The organism is Geobacillus thermoleovorans, from assembly GCF_001610955.1.
In the GTDB taxonomy this organism is placed as follows: Bacteria; Bacillota; Bacilli; order Bacillales; family Anoxybacillaceae; genus Geobacillus; species Geobacillus thermoleovorans.
Genome location: NZ_CP014335.1, coordinates 416,530 through 433,549 on the forward strand (window position 1 = coordinate 416,530; position 17,020 = coordinate 433,549).

Sequence of the window (17,020 nt, forward strand, 5' to 3'; positions counted from 1 at the left end):
GAAAAAAGATCGAAATGAGAGAAAAATGAATTAAGCCAGAGGCAATAAAATATCTGTTCGTGACACACTTCCATCCTGATCATGCCGGCATGGTAGAAAACATTAAGAAATTCGGAACTTCCTTTATTTTGTTTGAACATACAGATGTCCATGAGCAATTTTTGCTCTCCCTCCATCATGAAAATGGCAACTCAAGGAGCGCACATTCTCATAGAAAACCAGAGCAAGGCTGAGCGCGCATTTTTCAATCACGGCCATGATGTGGAGGAGGGTCATGCCATCAAGTGAAACGTTTGCCTCACCTATTGCATCAACAAGAAATTCCTTCTAACAGGGCTCGCCGTTAGAAGGGATTTTTTATTTGGAAAAATAAGACGCTGGCCGCTTCGAATTCAGCAAAAGGGAAGCTGAGGCATTATATCTTAGCAAAAATACGCCTCGAGTCGTAGACAAAATATATCTTTGGAACATGATGGGATTCGGGTTGTCTGCGGTACGATGGAAGACGAAAGGAGGCGAAAGGATGGCAAAAAAGATCGGGCTGTTCGTTGCCGGCGCGGTGGCGTTGCTTGTGCTGCTGTTTCATCTTGGGCCGCTTGTCGGGTTGGCAATCACGCTGGCGGTGCTGTACTATGCGTTCAAGAAATGTTTGAAAGCCCCGTCGACGTTCGGGAAAATCGTGTGGGCATTGATTGGCTGTGCAGCGTTAGTTGTCAGCGCTTCGAATGTGCCAGCGCTCATCGCGCTTGTCGCGGCGTATGTGTTGTATGTCGTGTATAAAAAATGGAATGGAGTGAAAGACGAGCGCGTCGTTCCAGAAGCAGACGACCCGTTTGTCAACTTTGAAAAACAATGGGCGGAGCTGCAAAAGCATTATTCATGAAATCAATGGAAAAGGAGCGAATCGATGATGAGTGTGTTCTCACGTTTGAAAACGATCATTGAAGCCGATCTCCATGAATGGCTTGACGAAAAAGAAAAGAAAAACCCGATCGCGCTTCTCAATCACTATTTGCGCCAATGTGAACAGGAAGTCGAGCGGGTGCGGCAGCTGCTCGAGCGCCAATATGTGCTGAAAGAGCAATTTGCCCGCGAACATCGCGAAGCCGAACAGATGGTGGAAAAACGAAGCAAGCAGGCGGAGGTGGCGGCGCAAGCCGGGGAAATGGAGCTGGCCGAATTTGCGCGGCGCGAACAAGCGCAATACGCGGAGCGGGCGGCCCGCTTAAAACAGCTGCTCGAGCAAGCGAGCCGTGAGCTGTTTGAGTTAGAAGCGAAATATGAAGAAATGAAGCATAAGCTGAAAGATATGCAAATGCGGCGCATGGAGCTGATGGGGCGGGAGAATGCGGCTCGGGCGCACTGCCGCATCCATCGGGTGGTCAACGGGGACGCCGGCCCGGCGTTGGCGGCGTTTGCTGATGCGGAAGTCTACCTTGACCGCCTTGAGCGGCAAGTTCGTTCCGATTATTACCGAAGCACGATCGATGCGCGCATCGCTCAGCTGGAAAAGCAGTTGCAGGAAGGAAAATAACCGGATATGCTAAAGGCGTACATGGTTACGCCTTTTTCATTTTGGACAACAGGGGGCTCCCCACATGCTTGATCAACGGAAGAAAACTGACTATGTCAGTTGGGTTGTTTTGGTGACACTGCTCCTTTTTGCAATCGAAATTTCGTTTTTTCGCCCGGGCGTGCTGTTTTCGTTAAGTATATCGGTCTGTTTGATTTATGTTGGAAGGAAAAAATGGCATCGGCGGAAAGGAAAATGGCTGTTTTGGCTTGGCTGCATCATGTTGGCCATTCATGTGTTAACGATGATGGCCGCTCGTTTTGTCATGGTCGCGCTGTTGGGTTATGCCCTTTGGCAATTGTTTCAGTCGAAGCGGCATCCGACGGTGATCCGCCCGACTATGGCTGAGAACTCGTATGGGGGAGAGGAAATCGTGCGCCGTCAACCACTGTTTCAAAATGTATGGGTTGGCCGGCAAGCGACCTCAGAACGGGTGTATGAGTGGAATGATGTCAATATCCAAACGGGGATCGGGGATACGGTCATTGATGTCAGCTATACTGTGCTTCCGAAAGGGGAAGCGGTCATTATCGTGAGAGGGTTGATCGGCAACATTCGAATTCTCGTTCCGTACGAAATTGAAACACGGCTCGTTCATTCCGCCATTTTTGGTGTTGCCTCGCTGTTTGGCAAGGAACAGGAGAAAATGTTCAACGAGACGCTCATTTATCAAACTTCTTCGTATGATCAAGCGGAGCAAAAGCTAAAAATCGTCACCTCGATGATCATTGGCAATGTCGAGGTGACACGCGTATGAGCCGACCGATGCTCGCTTCTGTTTTGCTTGCGCTTGCGCTTGCTGTGGCGTTGCTCATTTCCTTTCTCTATTTCCTTCCGCCTGGAATGTGGTCGTCTTTGTGGGATCAAACTGTGATGGGGTTGCCGTTTTTGTTGTTTGTGTTCGCTGTAAGCCTGTGTATGGGGATTGCTGTTGGACTTATGCTTGATTCCTTCTTTCGCCAGCAATGGCAAGCGGTTGTGCAGGCGCTTCGGCACATTGAACAAGGAGAGATGGGGGAGTTGCATCGGGAAGAGCCGCCGCCGGAACTGCAAGAGCTTTGGCGGCAAATCGTGAAGCTGCAAGCGCAATGGCGCGCGCAAACGAAACGCGTGCAAAAGTTAGCGGCGGAAAAGGCCGAACAGGAAGAACGGCTCGTTGAACGCATTCTTTCCGAAGAACGCACGCGGCTGGCGCGGGAACTGCATGATTCCGTAAGCCAACAATTGTTCGCCGCTTCGATGATGATGTCGGCCGTCATGGAAACGATGCCGCCGGATGATGAACGGCAGCGCAAACAATTGGCCATGGTCGAGCAAATGATTCACCAGTCGCAATTGGAAATGCGGGCGCTGCTTCTGCACTTGCGGCCGGTGCAGCTGAAAGGCAAATCGCTTCAAGAAGGGATGACCGAACTGCTCACGGAATTGGCGGGCAAAGTGCCGCTCGAGATGAAATGGAACATCGAAGACGTTCCGCTCGATAAAGGGGTGGAAGATCATCTGTTTCGCATTTTGCAAGAGTCGCTTTCCAACACGCTGCGCCATGCGAAAGCGAAGTCGTTGGAAGTATTGCTCATCGAACGGGACGGGTTTGCCATTTTGCGCGTCACCGACGATGGCGTTGGCTTTGATGTGGAACGTTCGAAAAGCGGCTCGTACGGGTTGCAGCACATGTATGAGCGGGCGGCGGAAATCGGTGGGATGTTGAAAATTGTCAGCTTAAAAGGTCAAGGAACGAGGTTGGAAGTGAAAGTGCCGCTTTTGCACAGGGGGGATGACCGTGATTAGGGTACTGCTTGTCGATGATCATGAAATGGTGCGGCTTGGCGTGTCGGCGTATTTATCCGCCCAACCAGATATGGAGGTGATTGGCGAGGCGGAAGATGGTAAAAAAGGGGTGGAGCTCGCCCTCCAGTTGCGTCCGGATGTCATTTTAATGGACCTCGTGATGGAACCGATGGACGGCATTGCGGCGACGCGCGAAATCATCGGCGCGTGGCCGGAGGCGAAAATCATTGTCGTGACGAGTTTTTTGGATGATGAAAACGTGTTTGCCGCGCTTGAAGCAGGGGCGACGAGCTATTTATTGAAAACATCGAAAGCGAGCGAAATTGCCGACGCCATTCGCGCCACGTTCCACGGGCAATCGGTGTTCGAACCGGAAGTGGCCGGAAAAGTGATGCGAAACTATCGGAAACAAGAAGAGCGCCTGCCGCATGAGCAGCTCACGAGCCGGGAGATGGAAGTGCTTTTGTTGATGGCGCAAGGGAAAACGAATCAAGAAATGGCCGATGAATTGTTCATTTCACTTAAAACGGTGAAAGTGCATGTAAGCAACATCCTCGCCAAACTCGGCGTCCAAGACCGGACGCAAGCGGTCATTTACGCGTTTCGGCATGGCTTGGTGAAATGAGGAGCGTGTGAGTGGCACAAGCGCTATGCATTGAGAGTATGCTATGTCGAACGCGATTCATTTTTTGATAGGGAGTAGGTGTTCTGTGAACACCAAAACCGCTCCGTTTCATCACGATGAACATGGAAGATGAAACGGAAGCGGTTTTTGACGTGCGGTGGACAGGGAAAATGGCTGGCTAACTGAGAGGAGTTACGCTTGCTTGGTCAGTTGGCGAAGTTTTCGGTCGTGGTGGAGCACTTTTGTTGTCAACACTTCGACCGAGGCTTGAGTATCTGTTAATTCTTCTTCAAGGTGGTCGATTCGTTCGTTCAGTTGTCTGTTCATCTGTTGCATTTCCTCACGAAGGGAGTCGATTTTGGCCTCAAGCCGAGTCTCAACAGCGTGGATTTCTGCCCGAAGCTGTTGCCCCATTTCTTGCATCTCGCTGCGGAGTTGTTGTCCCATTTCTTGCATCTCGTTGCGGAGCTGTTGTCCCATCTCTTGCATTTCATTGCGGAGCTGTTGTCCCATCTCTTGCATTTCACTGCGGAGTCGTTGCTCCATTGTTTGCATTTCATGGTGAAGTCGCTGTTCCATCGTTTGCATTTCATGATGCAGTCGTTGCTCCATTTCCTGCATTTTCGAGCTAATTTTGTCAGAATGCTGTTCGAGCGCTTGAAGCACCGCTTGAATGATTGTTTTCTCTTCCACTTTTTCTCACCTCCTCACAGGTATTATACAAAGAAACGGGGCGAGAAAGAAAGAGAAAATATGGTGGTTTTCGTCGAACGTTGACGGTTCGGTTTTTGGTTTAGGATCGCGCGTTTTCGGTTTATCATGCCGCCCGCTTTGCCGTACAATAAACTCATATAAAAAGGCTGTTTTGGCCGCAAAGGAGATGACGATGTTGGACGCAGGATGGAAGTTCGACAACAGTTATGCAAGGCTGCCAGAGCGCTTTTTCAGCAAAGTCCTCCCCACGCCGGTGCGCGCGCCGAAGCTTGCGGTGCTCAATCGTTCGTTGGCAGTCAAGCTTGGGTTGAATGAGGAAGCGTTGCGAAGTGAAGATGGGGTGGCTGTGTTCGGTGGAAACCAAATTCCAGGCGGAGCTGAGCCGCTGGCGCAGGCGTATGCAGGGCATCAGTTCGGTTATTTTACGATGCTTGGCGACGGACGGGCGGTGTTGCTGGGCGAGCACGTCACCCCAAGCGGGGAGCGGGTGGACATCCAGCTGAAAGGCTCGGGCCGGACGCCGTATTCGCGCGGCGGCGATGGGCGGGCGGCGCTTGGGCCGATGCTGAGGGAGTACATTGTGAGCGAGGCGATGCACGCGCTTGGCATCCCGACAACGCGAAGTCTTGCGGTCGTCACAACGGGAGAGACCATTATGCGCGAAACGGAATTGCCTGGGGCGGTGTTGACCCGTGTCGCCTCGAGCCATCTGCGCGTCGGGACGTTTCAATACGCGGCGCAATGGGGGACGATAGAGGAGTTGCGCGCTCTGGCCGATTATGCGCTCTGGCGCCATTTTCCTGGCTTTGAGGAAGCTGAGAACCGCTATTTGTTTTTGCTTGAACAAGTGATCGAACGCCAAGCGGAACTGATCGCGAAATGGCAGCTTGTCGGCTTTGTCCACGGGGTGATGAACACGGACAATATGACGATCAGCGGGGAAACGATCGACTATGGGCCGTGCGCGTTTATGGACACATACAGCCTGGAGACGGTGTTCAGTTCGATTGATACGGAAGGGCGGTATGCGTACGGAAACCAGCCGTACATCGGGGGCTGGAATTTGGCAAGGTTTGCGGAAAGCTTGTTGCCGTTGCTTGATGAGAATGAAGAAAAAGCGATCGCGCTTGCCCAAGGGGCGCTTGATGAGTATCCGAAGCGGTATCACCACCATTGGCTTAGCGGGATGCGGGCGAAGCTCGGCCTTGCCGAGGAGCAGGAAGGGGATCAGGAGCTCATTGCGGATTTATTGCGGCTGATGGAGGCGCATCGCGCTGATTACACGAACACGTTCCGTGCGTTGACGTTAGGCGAGTATACGGGAATGGCGCTGTTTGATTCCGCTGAGTTCCGGGAGTGGCAGGAGCGCTGGCAGACAAGGCTCAGCCAAGAATCGGTGTCAAGGGAAGAAGCGTATGAGCGGATGCGCCGCCATAATCCAGCTGTGATCCCGCGCAACCACCGGGTTGAAGAGGCGTTGGCCGCCGCGGTCCATGACGGCGACTACAGCGTGATGGAGCGTTTCCTTGAAGCGCTGTCTGACCCGTACGCCTACTCGCCGGAACAAGAGAAATACGCGGAACTGCCTCCGCCGTCCGACCGCCCGTACCGGACGTTTTGCGGGACGTAATGGTGATGGCGTTTTCGTTTAGCGGCAAAGGAGAAACGAATCACCTTTTGCATCGTCTAATTTGGATAGAGATGAAAGATCGTTAAGCAGCAGGCGGCTCGCCCTAAGAATAGGCGGGCCGCTGTTTTTGCTGGTGATGGATGAAGAGGATGGGTTTGCGGTACAATCAAAATGGTGCATAGGGGTCGTTTTAGAACAAAGGCAAGGACTGAACATTGCTATGGAAGTGTCACGCAGAATCCATTAGGCATGGCTGGGCATTCTTGGAGTTGGATCCAATTCTGAAAGGTGTCTGTTAGAAGTAGGAGTCAAGGGAAAAAGAAAGGGATGGTTGGATGGAAACACTGAGACAACGGCTGCGGTCGATCGACCAAAAAGGCTATAAGGCATATAAAGCGATCGAAGGTACGTATCGGTTCCCAACGTTTACGCTTGCAATTGACCATGTGCAAGGCGATCCGTTTGCCGAACCGTCCAAGGTGCGGGTGATCGTGCCGCGGGCGAAAACGGCGCTGGCAGCGGAGTGGACCGATACGAAACCGCGCCGCACTCGCTGTGAGGATTTGCTTTTGCGCCGCGTCCACCGCGAATTGCGGCAATGGCCGCTGCGGGCGCGCGGGTCGGGAAAAAGTGGACTCGTCTTGATTGATGCGCCGGGGCAAAAAGTGCTCGAGCGGACGGCGGTGCAAGTGGCTGACGAGACGATTACGGTTTGTTTATCGGTCGGTTTGCCGGCGAATGGACGGCGCATTTTGGCGAAAGAAGCCGAGGCCATCTTTTTCGAGCAAATTCCATCCGTCATTGAGCGAGCGGTGTACGGCCTTCGGGAAGAAGACATCCGCCCGGCGGTGGAGCTGGCCGATCAGCAGCACGCCATTCGCCGTTATTTGCGCGAGCATGGTTTGGTGGCGTTTGTCAAAAACGGCGCGATTTTGCCGCGGGAGAGCGGAGTGAGCGACAAGCCGCTGCAATGCGAGGCCGTACCGTTTCAAAGCCCGCCAGAGCTGGAGATCGCGATCCCGATCCCGCACTGCACCGAGCCGGTGAAAGGCATGGGCATCCGAAAAGGCATTACGCTTATTGTCGGCGGCGGGTATCACGGCAAATCGACGCTGCTTCAGGCGTTAGAGCACGGCGTGTATGACCATATCGCCGGCGACGGGCGGGAGTTTGTCATCACCGACAGCGGGGCGGTGAAAATTCGCGCCGAAGACGGCCGGAGCGTCGCCAGTGTTGACATTTCGCCGCTCATTGGCGCGTTGCCGTACGGCAAAGAGACAACGCAGTTTTCGACGGAAAACGCGAGCGGCAGCACCTCACAGGCCGCGAGCATGATCGAAATGATTGAAGCGGGGGCATCGGCGTTTTTGATTGACGAAGATACAAGCGCAACGAACTTGCTCATCCGCGATGGACGCATGCAGGCGCTCGTGGCGAAAGAAGCCGAACCAATCACGCCGTATATCGACAAGGCGCGTCAACTATTTCGCGATTACGGCATTTCGACGGTTCTTGTCGTCGGCGGGTTGGGGGATTACTTGGATATCGCTGATTGCGTGATCAAAATGGAGCAGTACGTCCCGTTTGATGTGACCGGGGAGGCGAAGCGGATCGCTGCAGAGATGCCGTCGGGACGGAAAGCGGAAGGCGGAGAGTCGTTCGGCCGCATTCGCGAGCGCATTCCCCTGCCCGAAAGTTTGAACAGCCAAAAAGGAAAAAAAGCAAAAGCCGTCGCGCGCGGACGGCACGTTATTCAGTACGGGCAAATCGATCTATTGCTTTATGCGCTTGAGCAGCTGGTCGATGACAGCCAGACTCGGGCGATTGCCGCGGCGCTGCTGTATATGGAACGAAAAGGATGGCTCGACGGGAAGAAAACCATCCGCCAACTACTTGATGCGATCGAAGAACAATGGGACCGTCAAGGGCTAGGCTCAGTTTCGTTCCGAAAAGGGAATCCGGGTGAACTTGCTCGCCCGCGCCGCTTCGAGCTGGCGGCGGCGCTGAACCGGCTGCGGTCGCTCCGGTGTATCCAGCAGTAGCCAGCTTGGAAAGGAGAAAGCCGGTTTGCTTTTTCTTGGCGACGTTTCCGTGCAGGTTGGATTACGGGGTTATTGGGGAGGAGGAATGGCTTGGTTTTTGTTTTTCCCAGCTGCAACAAAAAATAGGGCCGCAGGATGTGAGGCAAGGGCGTTTGTTTTCCCTGCTGGCCAACGGAACAACGGACGCTCTTGTTTCAACAGGGGCGGCCGTGTGCCGGTATCGACCCAGGCGCGATCGGTGCGGGGCCGCTGCTCTTGTTCCAATAGACGATGCCTCATGCCTCAGGCAAAACGCGAATGAATCCGCTTTCTGTCGGCGCCTTGCCCATTTTGCTCTAGCGCTATCCACCAATTACGGCTATAATAATGTTTATCAGTGCAACGTGGCGGATGGCGGCGGGAAGCCGCGGGTTGGTTAGGGGGATCAGGGCATGAACAAGTCAAAAGGTTGGATGGAATCGGAAATCAGCAAAGCGTTGACGAAATGGGAAAAAGATTTTCTCGGCCGCGGCTCGGTGTCGGTGAAAACCGATATTTTGCGTGATATGATTATCGTTTCCCTGCATGGCATCTTGACACCTGCTGAGTACGCTCTTTGTGAATCGAAGGAAGGGATGCTGGCGGTGAAACGGTCGCGGACGAGTTTGGTGGAATCGGGCGTCGATGATTTGAAGAAGATGATTTTGGAAATCACGGGTGAAAAAGTAAAAAGCTTTCATACCGATTTAAGCACCCGAACGGGTGAGCGGATTATTGTCTTTAAGCTGTTCAACGATTTGGAGAAACAGTTGACAAAATAAATTTTTCCATGACAAATCAACAAAGTTATTGTATAATTGAAACAACTTTTGTATAGTAAGTATAGAATAAAATAGTGGACGATGCTGTCGGGAGCCCTTCAAAAAACCTACGTGGGCTTAGGTTCGTTGAAGGGAAACCGACCGTCGCCTGCCGCGCGACAACGAACGGGAGATCTTCAAACAATCGAGCGATGATTGGTTGAAGGTAAACCGGCTATGGGCAATCGATAGGCAATGGAACGGCCTTTTTCGGCCGTTTTGCCTGATTGACATAGCCGGTTTTTTCTTTTTTCTCTCGAACGATGTGCAAGCAGATGAGGGGAGGAGATGGCAATGGGGAACGAATGGTTCGCATGGGGATGGCTGGCGGCGATTGCGGTCGTTTTCCTAAGTGCGATCGTGTGGCTGTTTCCGCGCGTGTCGGAACGATATGTGCATGTGCACGTTTGGCTGTTGCTGTTGCCGGGGACGGCGGCGCTATTCGGATGGATCGGCGCCGGCGGCGCGGTCGACATCGGCCCGTGGCGGTTTGATGCGACGAGCTGGCTGTCCGCCGTTTATATTTCGCTTCTCAGCTGGGCGATTCAACGGTTTGCGGTTCGCTATTTGCACGGCGACCGCCGCTATCGGCTGTATTTCTCGCTCTTGACATGGACGTCATTTGCCGCTTCGCTCACGTGGGCGGCCGGCGACTTGCGGTTGATCGCAGTGTGCTGGGGGCTGCCGCTTGTGGGGCTTGTGGCGTTGACCGCGTTGAAAAAAGAATGGGAGCCGGCTCAGTTCGTTGCCTGGCAGATGGGCATGCTGTTTTTGGCAAGTTGGATTGCTGTGGCCCTCACCGCTGTTTGGCTTGGGGCGAGAGTCGGTGAATGGACGCTCGTCTCGGCGTTGTCGGCGGAACGTTTAGCTCGTCTCGCTCTATGGGAAAGGGCGGTGATGAGCGGATTGCTCATGTTGGCTGCCGTCATTCCAGCTGGGCAATGGCCGTTTCATCGCTGGCTAATGGAATCAGCCGTGACGCCGACGCCGGTGTCAGCGGTGATGCATGCCGGTCTTGTCAACGCTGGGGGGCTCTTGCTTTGGCGCTTTTCTCCGCTCTTTAACGAAACGTGGGCGCATGTGGCGCTGTTTCTGATCGCTTTTGCCTCGATTTTGATTGGCACGGGCGTTAGCTTTGTTCATGTTGACTATAAGCGCCAGCTCGTCGGTTCGACGATGGCGCAAATGGGCGTCATGCTTGTGCAATGCGCCCTGGGCGCTTACGGGGCCGCAGTAGTGCATTTAGTGTTGCACGGGTTGTTTAAAGCGACGCTCTTTTTGCAGTCCGGGTCCGTCGTGCCGCCAGTCGGTCGGGCAGGATTGCGAAAAACAGGCAGTTCGTGGCCGGGCGGCATCATCCTCGGCGTGCTGTTTGGGTGGGGCTTTTGGCAGGCGGCTCCGCACGAACCGGCCCGGTTGTTGAGCGCGCTTTTGCTTGCGGCCTCGGCAACGGTTGCCTGGGGACGGCTTACGGATTTTCGCGAAGGCCGTTGGCTGGGCTTTGCGGTTGTCGTTGCTTTGGCGTTGGCGTCCGAAACGGTGCGCCATCAATTTATGGCGCTGCTTCATAACGGGATGCCGTCCGCGTTTCTGCCGCCCGCTTCGTTCGAATGGCTTGTCTGCGCTCTGTTTGTTGCCGCGGCGCTGGTTGCTGTATGGATCGCGAACCGGCGCAGTTCCATGCTTGCCATTCAGCTGTACATGTGGCTTGTTCACCTTGGTGAACCGCGTCCGGCGGCGACCGAAGCACACCCGCGTTATTTGGCGTCCTATCTAAAGGAGGGGATGGCTCATGAGTAGAAGCGTCATATCACTTGAACGGTCAACGGAGGCAAAAAAAGCAGCCGCTTGTCCGCTCGAGGCGATCGTCAGCGAAGCGGCGAAGGTGATCGCTCCGCTTTGGCCGATTTCCGCGTTTATCGCCCGCCATCCGTGGATGGGGATGGAAAACAAGTCGTTTGTCGACGCGGCTGACCGACTGCAAGAAGCTTACGGCATCGACTTGTATCCGCCAATGGCCGTTTTTCATGCGGCGCTATCCAAAGGGGAGATTGACGTTTCCTTCATCGAGCGGCGTCTGCAACGATGGTTGGATGACGAGCCGCTTCCTGCGCCGCGCCATGAAGCGGAACGGCTATGCCGCGCCCTCCTTTGGAACGATGCGGTGCCCGAAGAAGCGCTTCAGATGCCGAAACTGATCGAGTTGGCCGCCGCTATGCCGCTGCGCTCTGTTTCCATCCGCACGCGGTCTGTGCGCCTTGGTTTGGAAAAGCGGTTGGATCAACAAATGATCAAATGGTGCAAGCTGTTTTACGATCGGGGAGAGGCGGTGTGGGCGCTGCCGCATCGTGAACACGGCTTTTACGGGTCTTGGCGTCGTTTGGCGCCTCTTGATCCGTCCTTGTCCAAGGAGGAGCGGAAACGGCTTTTCGATTGGCCTCACCATCCAGAGGAGGCGCTGCAACGGGCGCTTGAGCAGCTCGGGGTGCAGGATGAGGAAGCCGTGGCCTATTTAGAAGCGCATTTATTAGCTCTGCCCGGCTGGGCGGGGATGATGGTCTGGCAATCGCGCCGTGCAGGTGACGAAATCGGCGGGCTGATCAACTACTTGGCCGTTCGTTTGTCGCTGGAGTGGGTGTTCACAGCGCCCCATCTGCCGCTGAAGGAGGAAGAAAACGAAGACGATCGTGCGGTTGGGCCGCTGTTGGCCGCCTGGATCCACTGGGGCGGCATGACGCTGGACGACTGGCGGCGCCTTCCGCTCGAAGACCGCCAAGCTCGTCTGGTGTTCGCCGATCGGTTCTGGCGAATTGGCCGCCGCCATCTTTGGCTTGAGGCGTGGGAAGATACGTATGAAGCGAAGCTGAAAGAAGCGGTTCTCACCCGTCAACCTGAGGAGCCAAAAGAGCAGGCGGCAGCGCAGCTATTGTTTTGCATTGATGTGCGCTCCGAGCCGTTCCGCCGTCATGTAGAGGCGGTCGGCCCGTTTGAAACGTACGGCTGCGCTGGCTTTTTCGGCTTGCCGATCCAAACGCGCGTGCTTGACAGCGATGACGCCCATCCGTCTTGCCCGGCGATTGTGGCGCCGCGGCATGAAATCAACGAAACCGCTTCTCCCGAAACGGCGGCGCCGTACCGCCGGCGGCGCGATCTGTTCCGCTTTGTCGGCCGGACGTTTAAAAAAATCAAGCAGCATCTGCTGGCTGGTTTGCTGCTTCCGGAAATGAGCGGCCCGTGGCTTGGTTTGCATACGATCGCCCGCAGCGCAGCGCCGGCTTGGGCCGGGCAAGCCATTCATCAGGCGGAAATGTCGGCGCAACAAAAACCGAAGACGACGCTGTCGCTTGATTGCCAAGGGCATGACGAAACGACTGGGCTGCCGATCGGGTTGACAAAAGAAGAGCAAGTGCAATACGTAAAACAGCTTCTCGTGAACATCGGCCTGACGTCCTCATTTGCCCCGCTTGTCGTCGTCTGCGGCCATGAGAGCGAGACGACAAATAACCCGTATGCGTCCGCGCTCGATTGCGGGGCGTGCGGCGGCGCGGCTGGGGCGTTCAACGCCCGCGTATTCGCCGCGTTGGCCAACTTGCCGCACGTGCGGGATGGATTGGCGAAAGAGGGAATCGTCATCCCGGATGAGACAGTGTTCGTCGCCGCTGAACATATCACGACCGTTGACGAGTTGCGTTGGGTGGAAGTGCCGCCGTTGTCCGAAGCGGCTGAGGCGGCGTTTCGACAGCTGAAACAGGCGCTTGCCGGCGTCAGCCGCCAAGCCAATGCTGAGCGGATGGCGAAGCTGCCGCATGTCGGCGCCATGCCGCGCGATCCGGTTGCCGAAGCCCGACGCCGCGCCGTCGACTGGAGTGAAATTCGTCCGGAGTGGGGATTGGCGGGGAACGCCGCTTTCCTGATTGGGCGGCGGGCGTTGACAAAGGGCGTTCATTTAGACGGCCGGGTGTTTTTGCACAGCTACGATTGGCGCGAAGATCCGACCGGTGAGGCGCTGGCCGGCATCATCGCTGGGCCGGCCACGGTTGGGCAGTGGATCAACTTGCAATATTATGCTTCGACAGTGGCACCGAATTACTATGGAAGCGGCGACAAAACGACCCAGACGGTGACCGGCGGCATCGGCGTCATGCAAGGGAACGGAAGCGACTTGCTAGCCGGCTTGCCGTGGCAGTCCGTCGCCGCATCTGACCGTGAGTGGTTCCACTCTCCGCTTCGGTTGCTCGTCATCATTGAAGCGCCGTTTTCCTATATCGAGCGGTTGCTCGATGAAAACAGCGAATTTCGGCGCAAAGTCCAAAACGGCTGGCTCCGTCTCGCCTCGATTGACCCAGACAGCGGGGCGTGGGTGAACTGGGAGGCAGGCCGTCTTGCGTCGGTACAGCAGCGCTAAAAAGCAACGATATGCCGCTTGCCGGGTTTGTCTGGCCGGCGGCTTTTTTTCGTTGACTGCCAAATGAGGCAGGGAAAATGGATGCACGCCGCGAAATAAGATAGCAGCTGGTATAACAGCAACAGGAAAGACGAGGAAAGAGGGAAAGCGGATGAAAACGCAGTTTATCGCCGGTCATGCGCGGCTGCCGGCCGGAATGGCGGCGAAAAGCCTTTACGATACGCTGACGATCACAGCGGAAATTGATAAAAAATACGGGGTGATCGTGGAGGCATCATGCACACTGGCTACTGAACATGGGCGCGATTACGTGGCCCGCCTGCTTCGCGGCCATTCGCTGCGCGATGGCATCGACGGTCTGCTCGCCGAGCTTGACGAAGGGTATTTAGGGAAAGCCCATTCTGCTCTGTGCGCGGCGCTAAAAGATTTGTACAAACAATATTGCAAAATGGAGGAGAAAGAGCCATAAGCCGCTGCCCCTCATCGGTTGATGGGGGTCAGCGGCGTTTTGGTGCGGGTCAGCGGCTTGGCCGCCCATGATTTCGTTGGTGATTCAGTTTTCAGCCGGCCGCCATGCCGGCAGCGTTTTGCGCAGCGGTTTGTCTTGGCGGTAACCGAGCACATATTCGGCCTGCATGATCGTATGAATTTCCCGTGTTCCTTCGTAAATGACCGGCGCTTTCGAGTTGCGCAAGTAGCGCTCGACCGGGTATTCGTTCGAATAGCCGTAGGCGCCATGGATTTGCACGGCATCGTCGGCCGCCTGGTTCGCGTAGTCGCAGGCGATCCATTTGGCGAGCGATGTTTCTCTCGTGCAACGCCGGCCTTCGTTTTTGAGAAAGCCGACTTTGTAAACGAGCAGGCGGCTGATTTGCAAACCAGCTTCCATGCGGGCGATCATTTGCTGGACGAGCTGATGGCGGCCGATTTCTTTGCCGAATGTTTTTCGTTCGTGGCAGTATTTCACGCTCGCCTCAAGACATGCCATAATGAGGCCGACCGCGCCGGCGGCGACGGTGAAGCGGCCGTTGTCAAGCGCTGACATGGCGATTTTGAATCCTTCGCCTTCTTCCCCGAGCAAGTTTTCTTTCGGGACGCGGACGTTGTCAAAAAACAGCTCGCCCGTATTGCCAGAGCGGATGCCAAGTTTCCCTTTAATCGGGCGCGACGAAAAGCCGGGCATCGTCCGTTCGACGATAAAGGCGGAAATGCCGCGGTGCTTTTTCGATTTGTCCGTATAGGCGAATACGAGAAAATGGTCAGCGATGTCAGCGAGGGAAATCCATGTTTTTTGTCCGTTTAAAATGTAGTCATCTCCGTCGCGGACGGCTGTCGTCTGGATGGAAGCGACGTCTGAGCCGGCATTCGGTTCGGTCAGGCCGAATGCGCCGATTTTTTCCCCGCGCGCTTGTGGGACGAGATATTTTTGCTTTTGTTCTTCAGTTCCCCACTGAAGGAGCGTCAAACTGTTCAGCCCGGTGTGAACCGATACGGCGGTGCGAAACGCCGTATCGCCGCGTTCGAGCTCTTCGCAGACGATGGCAAGCGAGTTGTAATCCATGCCCATGCCGCCATATTCTTCGGGAATGCAGACGCCCATTAAATTGAGCTCAGCGAGCCGCTTGAAAATGTTGCGGTCAAATTCGCCCCGCTCATCCCATTCTTTGATATAAGGCATAATTTCTTTATCGACGAATTTGCGCACCGTTTGCCGCAGCATTTCCTGTTCGGGTGTAAAGTCGAAGTTCATCATCGTTTCCATCCCCCTATGCAACTGTTTGTTTTTCATGGTTTTTTCGTGTCAACGTTCGTTTCCCTTGTTTCAGCGGGCGCTGAAGCGGTTGAGGAGAACAACGGTTTATTCATTGGCTTTTGTCGTGCGGACCGTTTTCAGCGGCCGGTTTGCCTTGCCATCCAGCTTCGACCTCGCGGTTATGCTCGCCGGCCAGCGGGGGCGGCAGCCGATAAGACACCGCCGTGTCAGACAGTTTCAGTGGGCTGGCGACAAGCGTTAACGGACCGACGATTGGATGGTGCACCGTGACTGTCATCTCGCGCGCCGCCGTTTGCGGATGGCGGAACAGTTCATCGAGCGTCTGCACCGGTCCGCATGGAATGCCTTTCTCGGCGAGAAGGCGCTGCCACTCGGCCCGCGTCCGCCGCTTGATTTCCTCGTTCAGCCGCCGGTTTAGCTCTTCGCGATGGGCGACTCGGCCGGGATTGGTTTGAAAGCGCGGATCGGTTCCAAGCGAGTGATCGGACAACAACGAGCAAAGCGCTTGAAATTGTCGGTCATTGCCGACGGCGATGACGATCGGACCGTCGCTTGCCATGTACGTTGAGTATGGCACGATGTTCGGGTGTTCATTGCCGAGCGGCTTCGGGACGTCGCCGGATAACAAATAATTGGCGGCGACATTGACAAGCGCACTCACGGCGCAGTCAAACAGTGCGAGATCAATTTTTTGCCCGCGCCCCGTTTTCTCGCGGGCCAAAAGCGCCGCTTCGATCGCGATGGCGGCATACAGGCCGGTGAACACATCCGTGACGGCGACGCCGACTTTGAGCGGGCCGGTGTCCGCAGTGCCGTTAATGCTCATCCAGCCGCTCATTGCCTGAATGATATAGTCGTAGCCGGCTAATGGAGCGAGTGGTCCTGTCTCGCCAAACCCGGTGATGGAGCAGTAGATGAGACGTGGGTTGAGGCGTGACAACGATTCATAGCCAAGTTCCCACTGTTCCATCGTTCCGGTCTTAAAATTGTGAATGAGGACATCAGCTGTTTCGGCGAGGCGGCGAATCGTCTCTTGTCCTTCTGCCGATTTTAAATTGACGGTGATGCTTCGTTTGTTTCGATTGACGGCGGTATAGTAAGCGCTCATGCCGTTTTGGAACGGCGGCCCCCAAAACCGGGTGTCATCCGACCCCCCGGGCGCTTCGACTTTGATGACATCAGCGCCTAAATCGCCTAAAATCATCGTCGCATACGGACCAGCCAACACGCGCGACAAGTCGAGCACGCGCACGCCATCGAGCGCTCCTGGCATCGATTTCCCTCCTTTCTGTTTACATGCAAAAAGCCGGTTCCTATACAGCGTGCAAGATAGGAACCGGCTTGAACGGACTGAGAAGGCATTCCGGCGCGGAGATGCCGTCAGGCCGTACAGTTCTTTTTGTGGTCGATGCATAAAAGCTGCCAACGCTGCCTGTCAGGCAACGGGGCTATCGGACAGATGGCAGGGGCCGTCCGGTCTGCACAAGCGGCCAAGCTGGCAGGAGACGGCTTATACGTTTATTATAGTGATTTGTTTGATAATTGTAAATAGTCGAACAAGAAATTCGCCAGCGAAAGCCGGCTGGCGAGGAGAAGATGCACGTAGCCGCGTGAATAGCTCTTCGATACA

15 protein-coding genes are annotated in these 17,020 nt (G+C 55.2%); 12 read left to right on the forward strand and 3 right to left on the reverse strand.

Annotation, left to right across the window (positions count from 1 at the left end; genetic code table 11):
• Nucleotides 1-44: 44 nt before the first annotated feature.
• The 6 genes from GT3570_RS19320 (at nucleotide 45) to GT3570_RS02150 (ending at nucleotide 3,986) form a co-directional block, all read left to right on the forward strand.
• Nucleotides 45-233, forward strand: coding sequence for a hypothetical protein (locus GT3570_RS19320; RefSeq protein ID WP_352512494.1), 189 nt, complete (start codon nucleotides 45-47; stop codon nucleotides 231-233).
• A 290-nt stretch (nucleotides 234-523) separates the two neighbouring features.
• The gene (locus GT3570_RS02130; RefSeq protein ID WP_011229934.1) at nucleotides 524-883 is read left to right on the forward strand and encodes a lmo0954 family membrane protein; all 360 of its coding nucleotides are present in this window, start codon (nucleotides 524-526) and stop codon (nucleotides 881-883) included.
• 27 nt (nucleotides 884-910) lie between these two features.
• Nucleotides 911-1,534, forward strand: coding sequence for a PspA/IM30 family protein (locus GT3570_RS02135; protein WP_208854677.1), 624 nt, complete (start codon nucleotides 911-913; stop codon nucleotides 1,532-1,534).
• Between the two features lie 64 nt (nucleotides 1,535-1,598).
• Nucleotides 1,599-2,330 carry a cell wall-active antibiotics response protein LiaF gene (liaF, locus tag GT3570_RS02140; protein ID WP_011229936.1) on the forward strand — a complete coding sequence of 244 codons (732 nt, stop codon included), beginning with the start codon at nucleotides 1,599-1,601 and terminating at the stop codon, nucleotides 2,328-2,330.
• The gene (locus GT3570_RS02145) at nucleotides 2,327-3,361 is read left to right on the forward strand and encodes a sensor histidine kinase (RefSeq protein WP_047757541.1); all 1,035 of its coding nucleotides are present in this window, start codon (nucleotides 2,327-2,329) and stop codon (nucleotides 3,359-3,361) included. Before liaF ends, GT3570_RS02145 begins: the two co-directional genes overlap by 4 nt.
• Nucleotides 3,354-3,986, forward strand: a complete 633-nt coding sequence (locus GT3570_RS02150) for a response regulator transcription factor (protein WP_011229938.1) — start codon at nucleotides 3,354-3,356, stop codon at nucleotides 3,984-3,986. The genes GT3570_RS02145 and GT3570_RS02150 overlap by 8 nt, the downstream gene beginning before the upstream one ends.
• Nucleotides 3,987-4,178: 192 nt before the next feature.
• On the opposite strand, the gene GT3570_RS02155 is transcribed toward GT3570_RS02150, so the two are convergent.
• Complete coding sequence (locus tag GT3570_RS02155; protein WP_020279779.1) at nucleotides 4,179-4,679, reverse strand: hypothetical protein; 501 nt, start codon at nucleotides 4,677-4,679, stop codon at nucleotides 4,179-4,181.
• 193 nt (nucleotides 4,680-4,872) lie between these two features.
• On the opposite strand from GT3570_RS02155, the gene GT3570_RS02160 reads away from it, so the two are divergent.
• The 6 genes from GT3570_RS02160 (at nucleotide 4,873) to GT3570_RS02195 (ending at nucleotide 14,085) form a co-directional block, all read left to right on the forward strand.
• Nucleotides 4,873-6,330, forward strand: coding sequence for a protein adenylyltransferase SelO (locus tag GT3570_RS02160; RefSeq protein WP_021321826.1), 1,458 nt, complete (start codon nucleotides 4,873-4,875; stop codon nucleotides 6,328-6,330).
• Between the two features lie 335 nt (nucleotides 6,331-6,665).
• Nucleotides 6,666-8,372, forward strand: coding sequence for an ABC-ATPase domain-containing protein (locus GT3570_RS02170; RefSeq protein ID WP_062898373.1), 1,707 nt, complete (start codon nucleotides 6,666-6,668; stop codon nucleotides 8,370-8,372).
• A 431-nt stretch (nucleotides 8,373-8,803) separates the two neighbouring features.
• Nucleotides 8,804-9,172, forward strand: a complete 369-nt coding sequence (locus tag GT3570_RS02180; RefSeq protein ID WP_011229945.1) for a Na-translocating system protein MpsC family protein — start codon at nucleotides 8,804-8,806, stop codon at nucleotides 9,170-9,172.
• 333 nt (nucleotides 9,173-9,505) lie between these two features.
• Entirely contained in the window at nucleotides 9,506-11,011 is a 1,506-nt protein-coding gene (locus GT3570_RS02185) for an NADH dehydrogenase subunit 5 (protein ID WP_023633706.1), read from the forward strand.
• Nucleotides 11,004-13,616, forward strand: a complete 2,613-nt coding sequence (locus tag GT3570_RS02190) for a DUF2309 domain-containing protein (protein WP_062898374.1) — start codon at nucleotides 11,004-11,006, stop codon at nucleotides 13,614-13,616. The genes GT3570_RS02185 and GT3570_RS02190 overlap by 8 nt, the downstream gene beginning before the upstream one ends.
• A gap of 151 nt (nucleotides 13,617-13,767) precedes the next feature.
• Entirely contained in the window at nucleotides 13,768-14,085 is a 318-nt protein-coding gene (locus GT3570_RS02195; protein WP_011229948.1) for a DUF3870 domain-containing protein, read from the forward strand.
• An 84-nt stretch (nucleotides 14,086-14,169) separates the two neighbouring features.
• Here GT3570_RS02195 and GT3570_RS02200 read toward each other — a convergent pair whose 3' ends face one another.
• Together GT3570_RS02200 and GT3570_RS02205 are read right to left on the reverse strand one after the other, a co-directional pair.
• Entirely contained in the window at nucleotides 14,170-15,369 is a 1,200-nt protein-coding gene (locus GT3570_RS02200) for an acyl-CoA dehydrogenase family protein (protein WP_023633705.1), read from the reverse strand.
• A 109-nt stretch (nucleotides 15,370-15,478) separates the two neighbouring features.
• Nucleotides 15,479-16,663 carry a CaiB/BaiF CoA transferase family protein gene (locus GT3570_RS02205; protein ID WP_062898375.1) on the reverse strand — a complete coding sequence of 395 codons (1,185 nt, stop codon included), beginning with the start codon at nucleotides 16,661-16,663 and terminating at the stop codon, nucleotides 15,479-15,481.
• Nucleotides 16,664-17,020 lie beyond the last annotated feature (357 nt).

Excerpts from the sequence above, each read along its gene's own strand:
- GT3570_RS02195 (WP_011229948.1), top strand. The coding sequence starts at position 13,768 with ATGAAAACGCAGTTTATCGCCGGTCATGCGCGGCTGCCGGCCGGAATG.
- GT3570_RS02185 (WP_023633706.1), top strand. The coding sequence starts at position 9,506 with ATGGGGAACGAATGGTTCGCATGGGGATGGCTGGCGGCGATTGCGGTC.
- liaF (WP_011229936.1), top strand. The coding sequence starts at position 1,599 with ATGCTTGATCAACGGAAGAAAACTGACTATGTCAGTTGGGTTGTTTTG.
- GT3570_RS02170 (WP_062898373.1), top strand. The coding sequence starts at position 6,666 with ATGGAAACACTGAGACAACGGCTGCGGTCGATCGACCAAAAAGGCTAT.
- GT3570_RS02180 (WP_011229945.1), top strand. The coding sequence starts at position 8,804 with ATGAACAAGTCAAAAGGTTGGATGGAATCGGAAATCAGCAAAGCGTTG.
- GT3570_RS02130 (WP_011229934.1), top strand. The coding sequence starts at position 524 with ATGGCAAAAAAGATCGGGCTGTTCGTTGCCGGCGCGGTGGCGTTGCTT.
- GT3570_RS02145 (WP_047757541.1), top strand. The coding sequence starts at position 2,327 with ATGAGCCGACCGATGCTCGCTTCTGTTTTGCTTGCGCTTGCGCTTGCT.
- GT3570_RS02160 (WP_021321826.1), top strand. The coding sequence starts at position 4,873 with ATGTTGGACGCAGGATGGAAGTTCGACAACAGTTATGCAAGGCTGCCA.
- GT3570_RS02190 (WP_062898374.1), top strand. The coding sequence starts at position 11,004 with ATGAGTAGAAGCGTCATATCACTTGAACGGTCAACGGAGGCAAAAAAA.
- GT3570_RS02205 (WP_062898375.1), bottom strand. The coding sequence starts at position 16,663 with ATGCCAGGAGCGCTCGATGGCGTGCGCGTGCTCGACTTGTCGCGCGTG.
- GT3570_RS02135 (WP_208854677.1), top strand. The coding sequence starts at position 911 with ATGAGTGTGTTCTCACGTTTGAAAACGATCATTGAAGCCGATCTCCAT.
- GT3570_RS02200 (WP_023633705.1), bottom strand. The coding sequence starts at position 15,369 with ATGATGAACTTCGACTTTACACCCGAACAGGAAATGCTGCGGCAAACG.